The following is an 18634-nucleotide window of genomic DNA, read 5'->3' as shown; positions in this document are numbered from 1 at the left end:
GTTGAACTATGTCAAAATGTAAAAAAAAGCAAAAAAACAGTCGTTTTCTTTGTTCTCGATTACTCACCACGGGGCTAAAATTAGGCGTGGTTGGGGCGAGCTTTATGGCGGTTTATGCCGTGTATTTAGACGGTAAAATTCGCACTAAAATGAACGGGCAAGTTTGGCAATTGCCAGCTGAAGTTTATGCTCGCATTGAAAGCATCAAAATTGAGGAAAATCTCACGCTGGAGCAAACCAAAACCGCTTTGTTAGATAATGGCTATCGTCAAGTATCGCAAATTGTTGCTCCTGGTGATTTCAAACTCGAAGGCAATAATATTGTGGTGTTGCGCCGTGCCTTTCCATTTCCTGAAAGTCCTGAAGCACAACGTGTTTTGCGTTTACGTTTTCAAAACGACAAACTGACTTATATTGAAGATTTGGGGACTCAGCGTTTAGTGGAAGAGTTTAGGCTGGATCCCAAATTGATTGCAATGTTACATTCAGAAAGCGATGAAGAACGCCAAGCGTTAAAATTGCAACAATATCCGTATTTCCTCATCCAAGCCCTACTTTTAACCGAAGATAAACGCTTTTACCAGCACGATGGTATCAGCCCAATGGGGATTGCCCGTGCGTTGGTCGCGAACTATCAAGCAGGTAGAACAGTGCAGGGGGCGAGTACGCTCACGCAACAGTTGGTTAAAAACCTCTTTTTGAGCAGCGAAAAATCACTAAGCCGTAAGATTAACGAAGCACTGATGTCGCTGATTTTAGATGCTCGTTACGATAAAAACCGTATTCTTGAAACGTATCTAAACGAAATTTATTTAGGTCAGAACGGTAGTTATCAAGTGCATGGTTTTGCGTTGGCAAGTCAATTCTATTTTGGTCGCCCAATCCAAGAAATCACTCCGTCACAAATGGCATTGTTAGTTGGAATGGTGAAAGGTCCATCACTTTACAATCCGTGGCGACACCCAGAGGCAGCACTTGAACGCCGAAATGTGGTGCTCAAATTGCTCCAAGAAAACCACGCAATTAGCCAAAGTGACTACGAATTTCTAGTCAAACAACCGCTAGGCGTGAAAGAGAAAGGTGCGATTTATCGCCAACAACCTGCCTTTATGCAAGCGTTGAATATGGACTTGAAAAATGAGTTTGGTGAAAACCGCTCAGCTTTGCTTTCTGGGGCAAAAATTTTTACCACTCTTGACCGTAAACAACAGCGTTCTGCGGAACAAGCGGTAATTAATGGCTTGGAAGATTTGGAAAATTCGGATAAGAAAATCAAAGATTTACAATCTGCGATTGTGGTGTCGGAATATCGTACGGGTAAAGTGCGAGCGATTGTAGGTGACCGTTTAACTCAATACGCAGGCTTTAACCGTGCGATTCAAACTAAGCGTCAGATCGGCTCGTTAGTGAAGCCTTCGATTTATGCAATTGCGTTGTCTGATCCGAAAAATTTCCGTCTTAATACACCCATTGACAACAAACCGATCACTATTCACGTGAAAGGTTCTGCTCCATGGTCGCCAAAAAACTATGACAGACGTTTTAGTGGCTCAGTGATGTTGATGGATGCACTGGTTCGCTCGCTCAACATCCCAACCGTGAATATTGGGATGAAGTTCGGTTTGCGAAAAGTGATTGCGAAGCAAAAAGAAATGGGTTGGGATAAGGTTGATATTCCTGTTTATCCCTCAATGTTGCTCGGTGCTTACTCAATTTCACCGTATGACGTAACTAAATCCTACCAAGTGATTGCAAACAAGGGCTTGAAGGTGCCTCTCACGACGATTGAATCCATCACGGGCTTTGATGGTAAACCACTCTATCAACGCAATATTGAAGATGTGAGCAAACAGATACTCCCTGAAGAGGCAGCGACACAAGCGCTTTATGCAATGCAGCAGGTAGTGGAACGTGGAACAGCACGTAGCCTACAAAATGAGTTTGCCGACTTACGCTTGGCTGGTAAAACAGGGACAACCAACAATGCTCGTGATACTTGGTTTGTGGGGATTGATGGCGAAAATGTCGCGACGGTATGGCTAGGTAAAGATAACAATGCCGACACGCATTTAACGGGTTCAAGTGGGGCATTGTATGTTTATAAAGAGTATATCCGCCGTGCTTTACCGTTGAAATTTAGTTTGCCGAAAGTGAAAGATATTCAATGGGTAGGCATTAATAGCTATGGCAGTATTGCTTGTGAAAGCGGACGCCAAATTCCAATGTGGCGTGACCGTGGACAAACTTATTGTTCTTCAGGTGGCTTAGTTGTAGAAACCCAGAAACCAACGGTGTTAGAAGCTCTTTCACTTGGAAAATCGAAAACAGAGAATACCAAAGCAGAGGTTTCAGAAGAGCAGCAAACTATCCCTACAGAAGAAATTGCACCAACGAGTGAATAGTTTAAGATAAAGAAAGCGGTTGATTTTAGTAAGGAATTTGTTAGTTTTCTTATAAAATTAACCGCCTTTGTTTGTTTAGTAAGCAACTGAATACGAAAAAGGTTGCAAGCTTGCTCAAAATCCTTATAATTCACCCTCATTATTTTAGTAGCATTCTTTTAAACCTTTCTATGCCGACTTAGCTCAGTAGGTAGAGCAACTGACTTGTAATCAGTAGGTCACCAGTTCGATTCCGGTAGTCGGCACCATTTATTCTCCAATTTTTAATAAGCCTTTCAAACTTACCTTCATTTTCTCAACTTGCTCTAAATACAGCTCTTTATTTTCTAATTCATCAATGAGCTGCAATACAGCTTGTGAAAGCGTTACCCCTTGAGCATTCGCATACTTAGAAAGCTGTAGCCAACTTGCGTATTCTAAATCAATCGATTTCTTTTTGGTTGTGATTTTTTCAGCATTGAAAAAACGTTTACGGCGAGCACGAATAGACTGGCGCATTTTTTTGCGTTGCTCAGCGGTCATTTCTGTTTTTACCCATTTTTCGATTTCATCAGGCGAGTTTTGTAGCGTAGTCAGCAGCTGGATTTTTAGCTCAATCATACTGCTTTCGGTATATTTAGTGATATTTTCACCCTCGCGGTGTTTCTTGAGTAAGTATTTCCACTTCCAATTCGCTTCTTGGGATTCTAGCTTTTGATATCTCATTGTTTCTCTTGATTTATTCGCAAATTTTAGGCAAGTATAACGGAATTTTGTATAATAAACCAAATTTCTATTATGAGGCATTTTTGTGAATTTATCTCCTTTATCGTGGCAGTCGCTTTCTTTATCTCACACCTTCCAATTAACGGGCGAACAAGTCAATTTCTTCGATTTTCAGCCGAAGGCACAGCAAGCCCTAAGCCTATTTAAATCGCAAGAAATGGGCTCATTATTAGTGATGAAAAGTGAAGTGTTGCCTGAGTTTTTAGACGAACTCAGCACCCAATTATCTATAGAGAATTCACAGCCTGTGATTGTGAGAACCGAATTTAAAGCCTCTCATTTGTTCGGCTACACACTCTTTTTAGAAAAAGAGAATCGCATCAAGACCATCGAATGGGCAATTCAGCAAGCACAAAATGGCATTTTAGTGCTACGTTTAAACACGCTATTACACGATTTAAAACAGTGGGATAAACTCAAACAAGCCTTGTTATTCGGCTTTTATGAACAGAATGCGGTAAACCATGTGCCCGAAGCGCTGCCTGCGATTCAAAGCCCATTTAAATTGCTGTTGGTTGGCAGCCGTGAAGATATTTCAATGCTCGCTGCCTATGATGGCGATTTGTACCAATTTGCCCAATATACCGAAGTAGATTCATTCTTGAATGTGGATGAGACAAGCCTCAACCAATGGGGCGATTATGTGCAAGCCTACGCCCAAAAATTTACGCAACGCAAATTAAGCGAACCCGCACTTCAGCAGCTTTTACAACATTATATCCGTGAAAGCGAAAGCCAAACGATGATTTCTATTTCACCCACTAAGCTCAAAAATCAGTTGCTCGGCTTTGCAAAATTCTACCCAAATTCAACCGCTTTCACGGAGGTCAATAGCTACTTTGAAGCCCAAGAGAAGCAGGCTTCGAACCTAAATGAATATGCCTTGCAGGATATTTTGAACAACCAAGTTTATATCGAAACGGAAGATGAAGAAATTGGGCAGATCAACGGATTATCAGTCATCGAATTTGAAGGCGTGCCCTATGCTTTTGGCGAACCGCTTCGCATCAGTTGCAACGTGCAATATGGTGATGGCGAAATTACCGACATTGAACGTAAAGTAGAACTCGGCGGCAACATTCACTCGAAAGGGATTTTAATCGCCCAATCTTGCTTGGCGAATTTGTTAGAGTTACCAACCCAATTGCCGTTCTCTGCATCACTTGCCTTTGAGCAATCTTACGGCGAAGTGGATGGTGACAGCTCATCATTAGCGATTTTCTGCGTGTTAGTCAGCAGCTTAGCGAAGGTCGCACTACCGCAATCTATTGCGGTGACAGGCTCTATCGACCAATTTGGTAACGTGCTAAGCGTGGGCGGTGTAAACCAAAAGATCGAGGGCTTTTTCGAAGTGTGTGATGCTCGTAGGCTGACAGGGAAGCAGGGCGTGATTATTCCTGCAAGCTGTGTGTCACATTTAAGCCTGAAACCTAGCGTATTGGCTGCCGTTAAAGCAGAGAAATTCCAGATCTGGGCGGTTGAAAGCGTGTTTGAGGCGGTCGAAATTTTACTGAAAAATACATTTTATGCGGAAGAACGTCGCGAAAAATCCGACAAACCTGCCTTGTTTGATCTTATTCATCAAGGCATTGAGCAAAGTTTAAATCACGATGTAGAACATAAATTGTGGCATAAAATCTTCCCTTGGTGGAAATCTCACTGATCCGACAAGTCAGCTAACAGTTGTTAGCTAAAATAAAAGCCTGTACTATCTGCTTTTACAAACAAAATTAGGAAAGCAAGAGAATACAGGCTTTCTTTTTAGTAATACAGGATTAAAAAGATGAACAGTTGTACACCAAATATTAAATCTAACTACACTTATGAAGATTTATTAGCATCAGGACGTGGTGAATTATTCGGCAGTGAAGGTCCTCAATTGCCTGCACCTCCCATGTTAATGATGGACCGAGTGAACTTGATGACCGAAAATGGTGGCTTGTTCGATAAAGGCTACATTGAAGCGGAATTAGACATTCGCCCAGATTTATTCTTTTTCGATTGCCATTTCATCAATGACCCTGTGATGCCAGGTTGTTTAGGTTTAGACGCAATGTGGCAATTAGTTGGCTTCTTCTTAGGCTGGGTTGGCGGAAAAGGCAAAGGCCGTGCTTTAGGTGTTGGAGAAGTAAAATTCACAGGACAAATCTTACCGACCGCGAAAAAAGTAACTTATCGCATTCATATGAAACGAGTGATCAACCGCAAGCTCGTGATGGGATTAGCGGATGGCGAAGTGGAAGTGGATGGTCGTGTAATTTACACCGCAACAGATCTGAAAGTCGGCTTATTCCAAGATACTTCTTCATTCTAGTTATTTAATTTTTCGATCACGCTCGAAAATTTAAACATTCCCAATTTACATTTCTCGCAAACTCGCCCATAGTGTTCTCTCTTTTGAGGAAAGATTATGTGGCGAGCTTTTACTTTAATAGAAATTTTAATTACCTTAACGCTTCTTACTATTTCTATTTTATTTATTTCTCCTATCCTTTTTTCTTTGCAAGATAAATGGGCGTTAGAAAGAGAAATAGAAAATCTCTCTTCTTTCATTTATCAAATTCAAACTAAAGCTCGTTTTCAAAAAAAGAATTATTCACTTACCATTGCGCAAAATAATAATGAAAAAAAATGGTGCATTATTGCGATTCAAAAAGAGAGTAGTAAACAAGTAACCTGTAATTGCTTAAATATGAAAAGTTGTTTGCTGACAGATGAATATCATCTTTATGAAAACCAACATAAAAACATTGTATTACGCAACAAAAGCCTCTTTCCAAAATCTTTTATTAGTATTGATGGCAATGCAGGACGGCTAGAGTCTAAATGTATCAATATTAGCCTAAATAATACCAGTGAAATTCTACAATTCGATCAGTGGGGAAGAATTTATGTTAGCCCGAAAAATAAGCGAAGTACCTGTAAAGATTAGCCATTTGAAGGCATTTAGTTTAGTTGAAATTCTAATTTCATTAGCATTAGGTTCAATGTTATTACTTTCTTTTACCTATTATTACTCTAATTATTATATTGTTTGGAAAAAACAAAAAGAGCAATTTTTCTTACAAAAAGAAGCCCATCAATTAGCACATTATTTGCAACAACATATTCAGCATTTAGGTTATCAAGGCAATAATAAAGAAGAGAGTAATTTTGAATTGTTTGAGAAAGATAACCAACGTTTTGTATTAAATGATCAATGTTTAATCTTTTTTTATGATCTCAACGGTGATGGTTGTTTAGGCAAGCGAGCGACGAAAAAGTCATTATGTAGAAACGGAAAACTAAATAATACTAAAGATCTAGCAAAAGAAGTTTTTGGCTTTAAGCTAGAAGAGAAAGAAATCCATTTTTATGCGGATAACCGTTTTGAAAATTGCTTGGGTGAAAAATGTAAAGCACTATTAGATAGCTGCGAAAATAAATGGACAAAATTTACCTCTAAAGAGGAGTATTTAGTTGATAAACTCCAATTTAATTGGAAAAAACAAAATGAATTGATGCAAATAGAATTAACGCTTTCTTCAATTAAAGATCATAAACTAAGCTATAGTTTAATTGCTAATGTTTATTTATTAAGTGGAGCTTCTCAATGAAAAAATTAGAAGCCAGTAGTTTATTAAGTTCGTTACTGATTTTATCAGGCATTTTGACATTGCTGTTTTTAACCAAAGAAAATTGGTTAAAGCAAGAAAGTGTTGCACATGGCTATTATCAACAATATTTATCTTCTAAACTCACATTATTAAAAAGAGTAAATCAAAATGAATGTGCCTCTCAGAAAAAAGAGATTGTTGAAGAGAAAATAGGCGAACTTATTTATTCTTACCAGTGTGAAATGAATAGTCTATTTATTAAACCAAAGCCCACGAAAGATAAATATATTGCAGTAGATAATATTGAAAATTGGCTAGATTTAGATTCTTATGCTTCCCAAATAATTTATATTAATTCATTATCTGAATTACCTAAAAATAGTGAAAATGATCCAAAAATTGTTATAGCAAAAAAGGCGATTGAAGAGAGATTAGAAGATTATTTTTACGGTATTATTATTACCGACTACCATTTTGATATTACAGGATCTAAAAAAGTATATGGCGTGCTTTATTCTACCTTTGATAATGAGCGAGAAGAGCGGAATCTAACTTTTAGAAGAGCTGTAGTAGATAATTTAGAACAGAAATATTCAAAATGGCATCTCGTACCAAATTCAAAAAATATATTAAATAATAAATAGTATGGTTAAAAAATTAAAAGCGGAAAGTTTAGTTTCACTACTTGTCGCATTAACGTTATTTGCAATTTTGGCATTAAATTTCACCGCTTGGCAGAAAGATCAGCTTGAACGCGGAACAAGAAATTACCAGCAACAGCAGGCATTGCAAATTGCAGAAAATCAGATTGCGTTAAGAATGGCGGGGCTAAGTTGCGAGTCGCAAGCGGTCGAAAATGATGTAAGATTTACCATCCAATGTAGTGGGGAGTTAATAAAGGTCACTTATCCGATGGGGAAGGTTGAAATTAAAACAAAGTAATCGGCTAAAAGCGTTGAATATTCTAGCCAATTCAAGCAAAATGGCTCGTTCTATGAGGGTTTTAGTATGTTCACCGTTTATTATTCCAATGATCTCAACGCCTTAGCGTCAATGCTTATTCAATATCAAAAAATTTCCCCAAATCCCGATCCTTTTGCCGAAGAAACCATTTTGGTACAAAGTATCGGAATGGCTCAATGGCTACAAATGGAAATTGCTGAGCAAACAGGCATTGCAGGCAATTACAACTTCCCATTCCCGACCAGTTTTATTTGGCAGCAATATCGCCTTATTTTTCCTTACCTGCCGAAAGAGAATATTTTTGAACGTGCTGTGATGGCGTGGCGATTGATGCGAATTATCCCGAATGTACTTGAGCAAGAAGGCTTTAGTGCCTTACGAGCTTATCTTAAATCTGAAAAAGAGGGTTCGGATTTGCGCCTTTATCAATTAGCCAATAAAATTGCTGATCTTTTCGACCAATATTTAGTTTATCGTCCACATTGGTTAGTTTCCTGGGAAAAGAATAATCAAAAATTAGTTATTGATGAAATTAAACATCATTTTTCTAATAAAATCAAAAATGAAGAAGATATTGCCGAAAATGTACTTTGGCAAAGTATTCTATGGAATTTATTGATTGAAGATACTAAGAAAGATTACGATGAGCTTTTATTTACTACTTCACATCGTGCCTATTTACAAAATTTATATTTTGAAAAATTAGATAATTTGACTGAAGAAGAACAACAAAGATTGCCTAAACGTATTTTTGTTTTTGGTATTTCTTCACTTCCACCGTCTCAGCTTGCTGTATTAAGAAAATTAAGTGAGCATTGTGATATTCATTTATTCTTTTTAAACCCCAGTGAAAAATATTGGGGTGATAGTATTGAAGATAGCGTATTAGAAAAACTTGCATTAAAACAACAACTCTCTCAAGAAGATATTGATGCATTATTAGCACAACAAGGTAATCAACTACTCGCAATTTGGGGTAAACAAGGGCGAGATTTTTTAGCACAATTAGTGGAAGAAGAACATGATGTGATAGAAGGTTTTATTCCACCTTTTGAAGCCCATAATTTAAGCCAAATTAAGCAAGCGATTTTAGAATATCATAACGAACTTGATTTAGATTTCAAACAAGATCATTCGATTCAAATTCATTCAGTACATAGTATCTTACGAGAAGTTGAAATTTTACATAATCAATTGCTTCATATTTTTGAACAAAATAAAACACTCTCGGCAAAAGATATTATTGTGATGTCACCGAATATTGAGCAATATGCCCCTTATATTCAAGCTGTATTTTCTCGTTATGATAAAAAAGATGAAAAAGGCATAAGAGATAAACGTTATATCCCATTTACAATTTCAGACCAAAAAATCAGTGAAGTTGATCCTATTCTTTCTAGCTTTATTTATCTGCTTTCAATGAAAGAGAGCCGTTTTAGTGCAGAAGAAATATTAGATCTATTAGACGTTAAGGCAATAGGTGAGAAATTTAATTTACGTGAAAACGATATTGTTTTATTAAGAAATTGGATTAAAGCAAGCGGTATTCGTGCAGAACTTACCATTCAGAAAGATGAACAATGGGATAATTATAATTCTTGGGAAAATGGTTTAAATCGCTTACTGCTTGGTACAAGCTTAAAAGAAGAGAGCGGTATTTGGCAGAATACGATTGCTTTTAATGAGAGTTATGGCTTGATTTCAGAACAAGTGGGTTATTTAGCAGATTTTATTGAGAAATTAACAGCTTGGGCGAATTTTTTACAGGAAAGTCATACTATTGATAAATGGAAAGAAATGCTGGAATATATAGTCAATCATTTCTATCAAGAAAATGAAACGACGACTAACGCATTATTATTGATCTTTGAAGAAATTGAAAAATGCTATTCACTAATTGAACAAACAAAATATAATCAGACTATTTCGATTGATATTATTAGCTCAATTTTTAAAGAGAAATTAAATTATCAAAAAAGCCATCTACAATTTTTAGCAGGAAAAGTGAATTTCTGTACTTTATTACCAATGCGAGCTATTCCATTTAAAGTAGTTTGTTTATTGGGAATGAATGAAGCAGATTTTCCAAGACAGCAACAAATCAATAGTTTTGATTTAATGCAATATCATCCACAAAAAGGTGACCGAGCAAGACGAGATGATGACCGTTATTTATTCTTAGAAGCATTGCTCTCTGCTCAAGAGATTTTTTATATTAGTTATATTGGTCAATCATTAGTCAATAATAAAGAGTATTTTCCATCGATATTAGTTTCGCAATTAATGGACTATTTAATTGAGCACTCTGATTTAGAAGAAAAAGCACAACTTATTCAAAACCATCCTATTACGGTATTTAGTCCAAATAATTTTAAAGAAAATTATTTTTCTTATGATAAAGAGTGGTTGCCGTTAGTACAGAATAGTAATGGAGTTAAAGAGTTTATCTCAGAACAAATTATTAATGAAGTAGAGTTGCCAAAATATATTGAATTAGACGATCTAATTAGCTTTATTCAATCACCTGTTCGTTATTTTTTTACTCATCGATTAGGCGTGAATTTTAGCTCAAGCGAAGAGAGTATTGAAGAAACTGAACATTTTTCACTTTCTCGTTTAGATGAATACACTCTATTAGATGAACTATTAAATATCAAAGATGAAGAGCTAGAGAATTTCTTTGAAAAAGAAGATCTAAAAGGGAATTCGCTAGTGCTGAATTTTGGTAAATTAAAAAAAGAAGAATTAAATTCTCGCATTGAGAATATGCGTTCAGAATTGGCTGGTTATTTAAATCAAGATAGTCAAGTGCTTGAAATTAATTTAACGTTCGATCAAACCGAACTTGTTGGCAATATTCCGCATCAATTTGGTAATGGTATTGTGTTATGGCGAACGGGTAGTTTGCGAGATAAAGATGTGATTAAACTTTGGATTTATTATCTTGTCTCAATTTTATCAGGAAAAGAAAACTCACCTGTTTTCTATTATTTAAATAACAAAGCGTTAGCTCAGCTCGGTTTTAATAAAATAGAAAAAGAACAAGCTAAGGCACAGCTTGAAATCTATGTTTCCGCTTATCTACGCAGTTTTGTTACATTTGAGTTGGCAATTACCTCAAGTTTAGATAATTACTTTGACAATATTTCTGAAAATATCGAAAAAGATTGTGAAAATAAACTGATTGAAATTGCAGAAAGTTATAATGATGAGAATATCTATTTACAACGTATTCTTAATCAAAGTGAAAAATTAGATTATGCTCATATTCACCAAACGACATTAGATTGGTTTGATTTAATGCAAAAATCTAAAAATAAAGGATAATAAAAATAAATATGAAGAAAACACGATTAAATCACGCTATTCGTTATGCTATTCTTTCTACATTTTTGGCACTGAATGTGATACCAATTGCATTTGCAGAAAATAAGCAAAATTTGAGTGCTATTATTCAAGAAAAAACTCAAGCTAATTTAGGCTTTGAGTTGATTAAAAGCCAAATCAATAAAAGCCCGAATGATAAAGCTATTTACCAAGGTATTAAATTAGATAATGGGATGACGGTATTATTGATTTCGGATGAAAAGGCGAATAAGTCCCTAATATCAATGGCAATTCCCATCGGTTCGATGGAAGATCCGATTTCTCAACAAGGTTTAGCACATTATTTAGAACATATGATCTTGATGGGATCAAAAAACTTCCCAGAAATCAATAGTTTAGATAACTTTTTAAACAAAAACGGGGGCTATAATAATGCCTCAACTACAGCTTATCGTACCGCTTATTATTTGGAAGTAAATAACGATGCATTCGATGAAGCAGTTACTCGCTTTGCTGATACGCTCGCATTTCCACTGCTTTCTAAGGAAAATGCGGAAAAAGAAGTGAATGCAGTGAATGCTGAAATGGTGCGTGCAAAATCAAGTGATGGACATTTATTAAATAGCGTTAATTTAGCTACTTCTAACCCTGCACATCCAATTACAAAATTCACTGTGGGAAATAAAGAAACACTTTCAGATAAACCAAATAGTTTATTACAAACAGAATTAGAGAAGTTTTATCATAAAAATTATTCTGCAAATTTGATGAAAGTGGTTTTATATTCTAATCAACCGATTGAAAAATTAGCAAAATTAGCAGATAAAACATTGGGTAAAGTAGAAAATAAACATTTAGTTGCCCCGAAAATAGATGTTCCACTTTTGAGAGATGAAGATAAGAGTGTACTTATCTCTTATAAGCCTATTCGACCAATGAAAATGTTAGCTATTTCATTTGATATGCAAAATGATGAAGACAAATTTGCAAATAAAACAGGAGAATATTTAGCCTATATTTTTAATAATAATACTGATGGCACTTTATCAGATTATTTAATTAAGCAAGGTTTATCAGATAGTGGAATTTCTGCTCAAGCAACAGCAAATATAAGTCGTAATCGTGGTAGTTTTACCTTTTATGTTGCATTAACTGAAAAAGGATTAAAAGAAAAAGAAAATATTATTTCTCTTATTTTCCAACAAATAGATCAAGTAAAAAAACAAGGTATTCAAGAAAATTATTTTAATGAAGTACGTGAGAGTCTAAAACAAGAATTTGCTCATTTACAAGTCGAAAAAAACGGGAATTATATTGAAGCTCTCGCAGAACAAATGCTATTTTATCCTTTAGAAAATATTTTAGATGCGGATTATCTGGTTAAAAATATGGATAAAAAAGCGATTGAAGAAAAATTATCTGAAATGAATATCGATAATGCACGTATTTTATTGGTTAGCGATGATGTAAAAACTGATAAGAAATCGCCCTATTTTGAAGCGGGTTTCTCTATTGAAAAAATAAGTGATGAACAGAAAGAAGCATGGCTAGATTTCAGTAAAAACCCTGAAATCAAATTACCTGAATTAAATCCTTATTTCACTACTGACTTTTCTTTAATTAAAGAAGATAAAAGAACTTCGCCGAAATTGATTGAGGAAGAAAAAGGGACACAACTTTATGCAATGTCAAGCCAATATTTTTCTCATGATCCGAAGGCTCGTATTGCTGTTAATTTCTCAATTACGCCAAGAACACATAGCTTAAAAGAAAGCATCAGTGCGACAATTTTGAGTTATATGAATGAATTAGCTCAAGCAAAAGTGGATTTCCAATCTTCTGTAGCAGGGATGGAGGCTGGCTTATCGTTAATCGAAAATGGTTTTTCATTGCGGGCAGAAGGTTATACACAGCATTTGGCTCAGTTAATGCAAGATAAAATGCAACAATTTAGCCAATTTGAATTAAATGAAAAATATTTAGTACAAGCGAAACAGCGTTTAATTGAAGCCTTAGATGGAAAACGTAAAGCGAATAGCTTAAATCAAGCAAATGAAATCTTTGTAAATTTCTCTAGTTATCCTTATTTTGAAGAGGATAAACAGCGTGAGATGATCGACAAAATTACGTTAAAAGATATTCAATCTATTCGAGAGAAATTATTATCGAAAGCTACGAGTGTGCGGGCTTTATCTGTAGGTAATTTCACTGATAATCAAGTTAAAAATATTATTTCTGAGTTAGAAAAAACAGCTAAAAATAATAATAGTAAATTAGCTAAATATCGCTATTTAGATATTAACCAAAGCACAAAAAAATTAAATGCAATTAAATTTGTACCAAATGAAGATAATGCACTCTTGATTGCTTATATGGCAAAAGGCTATGATGAGTTGGCAGGCGAAGTGCGAGCAATGTTGCTGAAAGATATTATTTCTCGCTGGTATTTTGATGATTTACGCACTAATAAACAATTAGGCTATGTAGTGTATGCAACTCAAGCGAAAGTAGGCAAAACATCAGGTATTCGTTTTATGGTGCAAAGTCCAAATACGAGCCCGAAAGGGATTATGCAACATAATGAACGCTTTTTTGCAGAAAGTTTGCAAAAATTGACCGTTTTAAGTGAGTCTGAATTTGATAAGTTCAAAGAGAGTTTATTAAATAAATTGGAAAGAAAGCCTGAGTCGCTTTCACAAGAATTTGAAAACTTTAGTTTTGATTATGCACGAGGCAATCAGCTATTCGATCGTAAAGAGAAGTTGATGCAAGCGGTGAAAAATCTGACGAAAAATGACATTCTGGAATTCTATCAAAACGCGGTGATTGAGCAACAAGGTTTGGTCTTCATCAGCCAGGCATTGGGCACGAAAGTAAAAGCCGCTGATGCGATTTCACCACAGGGGTTTGAGAAAGTGGAGAATGTTGAAGAACTTCAGAAAGCATTTGAAGTGAAGTTTTATTAAGATGCTAAAGGCACAGGCATTTAGATTTGTGCCTTTTAATACAAAGGATCGTTATTTTCACTATTCTTTATTTACGCTATGATAGCTACCTTTCTATTTTCCTAAGAATAATTATGCTCAAAAAATCCAAATTTATCCTTGTTGGTATTACCTTGGTCACACTTTTTGCTTGTACTACAATGCCTAACAAGCAACAGCCCAAAAAATCTGTACAAGCAAGATTTCTAAAAGAAGATATTACACAGTCGGAATTGAATAATCTAAAAGATTACAAACGCTATTACTATGTTTGTAAGAATGTCATGACAGGTGAACGGGCATCGCTGACTAATTATTTCCCGCTTTCACGAGAGAGTCGAAAAAAAGAAAATTTTGGTATCTATTTTCAGCTAAACGGTGGAAAAGCTGTGCCGTTCGATCATATTCAGAATAGGGAATTGAATGCTCGAGGTACGCGTTTTGAGGTTATTTATCGTTCATATTACCCAATTGAAGGGGGCCCAGTTGAGCTTGTAGCTCGTCAACACGGTTCCACTTACTACAAAATCTATCAAGGGCAACGAACAGCTTGGTTGAATTGTAAGGAAGGCTGATTAGAGCTTGTAGATGTATTATAAACATCTACAAGTATTGATTTTATTACATCGCTACAATCACGCATTCTGCCACACTTCTTGCATTAGATTGGGCAGTTGCAGCTGCTGAACGATTCCCGACAGGACCGACAAATACGCGGTTCCAATCTGCCCCGCTAACAATACGGGCGTTGAAACCTGCCATAGCAAGGCGGGCTTGCATATTTTCGGCTTGTGCTTTGTTTTTGAATGCACCGCATTGAAGTCCAAAACTACCAGGTTTGGGGTGAGAAGCGGTCGGTTTTTCTTCCGATTTTGCAGATATTACTTTAGCTTGCTCTGTTTTTGTTGGCTCTACTTTCGCTTTTGCTTTTTCTGCTTCCGCTTTTTTCGCAGCTAATTCTTGCTGTTTTTTTAACTCTGCTTGTTTACGTTTTTCTTCAGCAAGTTTTTGCTCGCGTGCTTTTTGAGCTGCGATTTCAGCATCGGATGGTACTGCTGGTTGCTCTCTTGCGACTTCTGGCTCAATGGGTTCTGCTGCAAGGCGAGCTGCTTCTTCCTGTTTACGTTTTTCTTCTAATTGTGCCAGTTGCTCTTTCGAAAGCTGAGCTGATTTTGGCTGTCCTTTGTTTGGATAGGTAATCACCTCACGGGTTTCTAAATCGCGAATGTAGCTATACACTTCCTCAGGGCGACTAGGCAATGTTGTGCCTTGTGGCAAGGGTTGTGCAATTTGTGGAATCGGAGAATTAGGGGCTGGTGCATTTTCTTTCATCAACCATAAGCCCAGTCCAAGTGCTAACAAAATAATGATAGCCAGCGATAATATGGTGGAAACGCGCATTCCTTTCGATCTTTTTGAGCGAGCCATAGATTGTCGAGACATCTTTTCTTTGAACCTTAAATTAAAAAATATTGTGCTAAATTTTACTGAAAAATAGCCCGTTTGCCTATCAATTAGGCAAGTTCAGTTTTAAAAGTTTTGTAAATTTTTGTTACATTTGCTGAATTTTCCGTTTAAATATGAAGCAAATGCGACAAATACACATCAAATCGGTGATTTTTGGTCATTTGGCTAAAATCAGGTTTTTGTTCAGCAATAAACGGAGCATAATCAGGGCGTTTGACTACCACGCGTTTGCGAGCCACTTGTTTCGCTGGTTGGAAAAAATCATCCGAATCTAAATCTGCACCCACTAAATGTTGGAATACGCGCATCTCTTTTTTGACCAACGCACTTTTTTGTTTATGTGGAAACATCGGATCGAAATAGACCACATCAACTGGTGCTTCATTCGCAGTAGCATATTCACTAATGGTATGAAATGGCAATAAAATCATCCTTGATTGCATAAATTCGCCAATTTCAGGATCTTGATAAGCCCGCTTTAAGCCATCTTCCAGTAAGGCGGAAACCACGGGGTTGCGCTCAATCAATTGCACTTTACAGCCAATTGCCGCCAATACAAACGCATCGCGCCCAAGCCCTGCGGTTGCATCAATTACGGTGGGTAAGTAGCTACCTTTAATGCCGACTGCTTTCGCTACTGCTTCGCCTCGTCCACCGCCAAATTTACGGCGATGTGCCATCGTGCCATCCACAAAATTAACCGCAATTGCACCCAATTTTGGTTCGTCTAATTTGCGTAATTCCAAGCGTTCGGGTGTTTGTACTAGAGCTAAAATAGCATCTGGATTGTGGCGTAGTTGCCATTTTTCACAAATGGCTTGGAAGGCGTTTTCATCGCCATTTTCGTTAATCAATTGAATTGTCATTACAAAATATAATCTTTAAAAAGCGTGTCAAAATGGGCGATAAGTGCTTCTTTACCTGCAACCTCTTCCGTTTCCCAGGCTTGTGTTAGGTGGTTTGTAGCAAATTGTTGTTGATAAAGCTCCGCAATAGGGAAATAACTGATATGCCAAGGCTCAACGCCAATGAGCTTACCTTCGTTGTTTTCAGGCATAAAGGGGAAGTAAAAACCAAACGTTTCAGCATTTGCCAACAACCAGTTGGTTAAACGCTGGAAGTAACCGCCTGTCTGGTATTCCCAAGGTTCAAGCATCAATTTTTTGCCCACAGGCAGCATCTCAGGATCGAAGAAATCGATCTCTGTTCCCCAGTGATGGCGGCTCGCACCTGGTACAGCAGACCAGCGTAAAATAGCTTGGCATTTTTGCCAATCGCTCAAGCCTTCCAGCTCAATCGCATTGCCTTTATCATCGTGTACTTTACGCTCGCCATTAAATTTGGCGTTCCAAATCAGTTTCTGGCGTTCAAAATCACGGAACGTGCTGGCAGGTTGTAAATTAAAGCCTGCATTTTTGGCAGCTTGCTGTAATGCTAAAAAAGCTTTTACCGCTTCTGGTTGCAAGGCGTGTTTGTCCGATAGTGCATTCGGCAATGCAATTAAATGCTCACGGTTTTTGCCCGTGAGAATATCGGTAAGGTTTGCAAAGTTTGGCATTTTTTTGACCGCTTGTTTAGATAAAATGTAGCAACTATGTTGTTTTTCGAGTAGTGGCGAGTGTAATACGCATCTACAATTCTTTAATCAACAATTTTTCCGCAATTTGGTAATAAACTTCACCACATTTGCTTAAATCGTCCACATTTACGCACTCGTTCACTTTATGAATGGTGGCATTGAGAGGGCCGAATTCCACCACTTCGGCACCCATTAGGGCGATAAAACGTCCGTCTGATGTGCCGCCACTGGTGTCTAAACGAGGTGTAATCTTGGTTACATTTTTGACCGCTTGTTGGGCAGCTTGGACTAACTTTCCATTGCCTGCAAGAAACGGTTTTCCAGACAAGTTCCAGCTAATTCGGTGTTTTAAACTGTGTTTTTGCAACATTTCGGAAACTTTTGATTTAATGACTTTATCGGTTACTTCCGTGCAATAGCGTAAGTTAAATTGCACATAAAGCTCCCCGGGGATCACGTTATTGCTGCCCGTGCCTGCTTTGATGTTGGCGATTTGCAGACTGGTTGGTGGGAAGAATTCGTTGCCGTTGTCCCATTGGTACGTGGTGAGTTCTGTCAAGAAACTTAGAGAAGTATGCACAGGGTTTTCGGCAAGATGTGGATAAGCAACGTGTCCTTGCACGCCTTCAATGTAAAGCTCAGCAGTGATTGAACCGCGGCGACCATTTTTAATTACATCTCCCAGCACTTTACCGCTTGAAGGTTCGCCCACTACAGCATAATGGATGGGTTCATTGCATGCCATTAAGGTTTCAACCACTTTTACTGTGCCATCTTTGGCGGCAGCTTCTTCGTCGGAGGTGATGAGTAAAGCGATTTTGCCAGCGTGGTTTGGGTTATTTTTCACAAAATTTTCTGCGGCAACTACAAGGGCAGCGAGTGAGCCTTTCATATCGGCAGCACCGCGTCCATAAAGAATGTTATCCACAATTTCAGCAGAGAAAGGTGGGTAAGTCCACGCATTTTCATCACCCACAGGTACTACGTCAGTATGACCTGCAAAGACTAAACAAGGTGAATCTTTCCCATGCGTTGCCCATAAGTTGAGCGTGTCGCCAAATGGTAGCCATTCGATCTGAAATCCGACCGCTTGCAAGCGTTCTGCAATCAGTTGTTGGCAGCCTTCATCATTTGGGCTGATGGAAGGGCGCTGAATTAAATGTTGTGCTAAAGAGAGGATTTGTTGTTTCATTTTTTATTTCCCAAAAGCCACTTTATACTCTGTTTCATTAAACCCAATCAATGCTTTGCTGTCTTGTAAAATAATCGGGCGTTTGATAAGCGTTGGTTGCTCGGTTAAAACTTGTAATGCAGTTGCACGATCTAAGTTATTTTTAACCGCTTGATCGAGGTTACGCCAAGTCGTCGAGCGTTTATTTACAAGCGTTTCCCAACCAAAGGTTTGTTCTGCTTGTTCAAGCCAAGCGGTATCTAAGCCATCAACGCGATAATCGTATAATTGATGTGGGATCTGGTTATCCGCTAGCCATTTCAACGCTTTCTTAACGGTGTCACAATTTTTAATACCATATACTTTAATCATTTTTCTTC

General features: G+C 37.3%; 16 protein-coding genes and 1 tRNA gene. 11 read left to right on the top strand and 6 right to left on the bottom strand.

The window, feature by feature from the left end; all coding sequences use genetic code 11:
• Window positions 1-8 precede the first annotated feature (8 nt).
• Together mrcB and B0185_RS09535 are read left to right on the top strand one after the other, a co-directional pair.
• Complete coding sequence (gene mrcB, locus B0185_RS09540) at window positions 9-2402, top strand: penicillin-binding protein 1B (protein WP_005707083.1); 2394 nt, start codon at window positions 9-11, stop codon at window positions 2400-2402.
• A 172-nt stretch (window positions 2403-2574) separates the two neighbouring features.
• Window positions 2575-2650: transfer RNA gene (locus B0185_RS09535), tRNA-Thr, on the top strand.
• 1 nt (window position 2651) lies between these two features.
• On the opposite strand, the gene matP is transcribed toward B0185_RS09535, so the two are convergent.
• On the bottom strand, window positions 2652-3107 hold the full coding sequence (gene matP, locus B0185_RS09530) for a macrodomain Ter protein MatP (protein WP_005707086.1): 456 nt from the start codon (window positions 3105-3107) through the stop codon (window positions 2652-2654).
• Between the two features lie 85 nt (window positions 3108-3192).
• On the opposite strand from matP, the gene B0185_RS09525 reads away from it, so the two are divergent.
• From B0185_RS09525 to B0185_RS09485, 9 genes are all read left to right on the top strand, one after another.
• Window positions 3193-4830, top strand: a complete 1638-nt coding sequence (locus B0185_RS09525; RefSeq protein WP_005707081.1) for an AAA family ATPase — start codon at window positions 3193-3195, stop codon at window positions 4828-4830.
• Between the two features lie 120 nt (window positions 4831-4950).
• Window positions 4951-5481, top strand: coding sequence for a bifunctional 3-hydroxydecanoyl-ACP dehydratase/trans-2-decenoyl-ACP isomerase (gene fabA / locus B0185_RS09520; protein ID WP_005707058.1), 531 nt, complete (start codon window positions 4951-4953; stop codon window positions 5479-5481).
• Between the two features lie 96 nt (window positions 5482-5577).
• Complete coding sequence (locus B0185_RS09515; protein ID WP_005707025.1) at window positions 5578-6099, top strand: prepilin-type N-terminal cleavage/methylation domain-containing protein; 522 nt, start codon at window positions 5578-5580, stop codon at window positions 6097-6099.
• Window positions 6059-6763 carry a hypothetical protein gene (locus tag B0185_RS09510; RefSeq protein WP_005707013.1) on the top strand — a complete coding sequence of 235 codons (705 nt, stop codon included), beginning with the start codon at window positions 6059-6061 and terminating at the stop codon, window positions 6761-6763. Before B0185_RS09515 ends, B0185_RS09510 begins: the two co-directional genes overlap by 41 nt.
• The gene (locus tag B0185_RS09505; RefSeq protein WP_005707056.1) at window positions 6760-7407 is read left to right on the top strand and encodes a DUF2572 family protein; all 648 of its coding nucleotides are present in this window, start codon (window positions 6760-6762) and stop codon (window positions 7405-7407) included. Before B0185_RS09510 ends, B0185_RS09505 begins: the two co-directional genes overlap by 4 nt.
• 1 nt (window position 7408) lies before the next feature.
• Complete coding sequence (locus B0185_RS09500; protein WP_005707011.1) at window positions 7409-7705, top strand: DUF5374 domain-containing protein; 297 nt, start codon at window positions 7409-7411, stop codon at window positions 7703-7705.
• Between the two features lie 66 nt (window positions 7706-7771).
• Window positions 7772-11053, top strand: a complete 3282-nt coding sequence (gene recC / locus B0185_RS09495; RefSeq protein WP_005707010.1) for an exodeoxyribonuclease V subunit gamma — start codon at window positions 7772-7774, stop codon at window positions 11051-11053.
• Between the two features lie 11 nt (window positions 11054-11064).
• A complete protein-coding gene (gene ptrA, locus B0185_RS09490) occupies window positions 11065-14019 on the top strand; it encodes a pitrilysin (protein ID WP_005707045.1) in 2955 nt (984 codons plus the stop codon).
• A 113-nt stretch (window positions 14020-14132) separates the two neighbouring features.
• The gene (locus B0185_RS09485; protein ID WP_039863356.1) at window positions 14133-14612 is read left to right on the top strand and encodes a hypothetical protein; all 480 of its coding nucleotides are present in this window, start codon (window positions 14133-14135) and stop codon (window positions 14610-14612) included.
• A 46-nt stretch (window positions 14613-14658) separates the two neighbouring features.
• Here B0185_RS09485 and ftsN read toward each other — a convergent pair whose 3' ends face one another.
• From ftsN to B0185_RS09460, 5 genes are all read right to left on the bottom strand, one after another.
• Complete coding sequence (gene ftsN, locus B0185_RS09480) at window positions 14659-15480, bottom strand: cell division protein FtsN (RefSeq protein WP_039863355.1); 822 nt, start codon at window positions 15478-15480, stop codon at window positions 14659-14661.
• 131 nt (window positions 15481-15611) lie between these two features.
• Window positions 15612-16370: a class I SAM-dependent methyltransferase gene (locus tag B0185_RS09475; protein WP_005707055.1), complete on the bottom strand. Its 759-nt coding sequence runs from the start codon at window positions 16368-16370 to the stop codon at window positions 15612-15614.
• Window positions 16370-17062: a M15 family metallopeptidase gene (locus B0185_RS09470; RefSeq protein ID WP_005707079.1), complete on the bottom strand. Its 693-nt coding sequence runs from the start codon at window positions 17060-17062 to the stop codon at window positions 16370-16372. Before B0185_RS09470 ends, B0185_RS09475 begins: the two co-directional genes overlap by 1 nt.
• A gap of 73 nt (window positions 17063-17135) precedes the next feature.
• The gene (gene dapE, locus B0185_RS09465; RefSeq protein ID WP_005707032.1) at window positions 17136-18275 is read right to left on the bottom strand and encodes a succinyl-diaminopimelate desuccinylase; all 1140 of its coding nucleotides are present in this window, start codon (window positions 18273-18275) and stop codon (window positions 17136-17138) included.
• Between the two features lie 3 nt (window positions 18276-18278).
• Window positions 18279-18626 carry an ArsC family reductase gene (locus tag B0185_RS09460; RefSeq protein WP_005707020.1) on the bottom strand — a complete coding sequence of 116 codons (348 nt, stop codon included), beginning with the start codon at window positions 18624-18626 and terminating at the stop codon, window positions 18279-18281.
• Window positions 18627-18634 lie beyond the last annotated feature (8 nt).

It is taken from the genome of Haemophilus parahaemolyticus (genome assembly GCF_002015035.1).
GTDB lineage: Bacteria > Pseudomonadota > Gammaproteobacteria > Enterobacterales > Pasteurellaceae > Haemophilus_A > Haemophilus_A parahaemolyticus.
The sequence above is the reverse complement of the archived record's forward strand: the minus strand, read 5'-3'. Positions and strand labels throughout refer to the sequence as shown.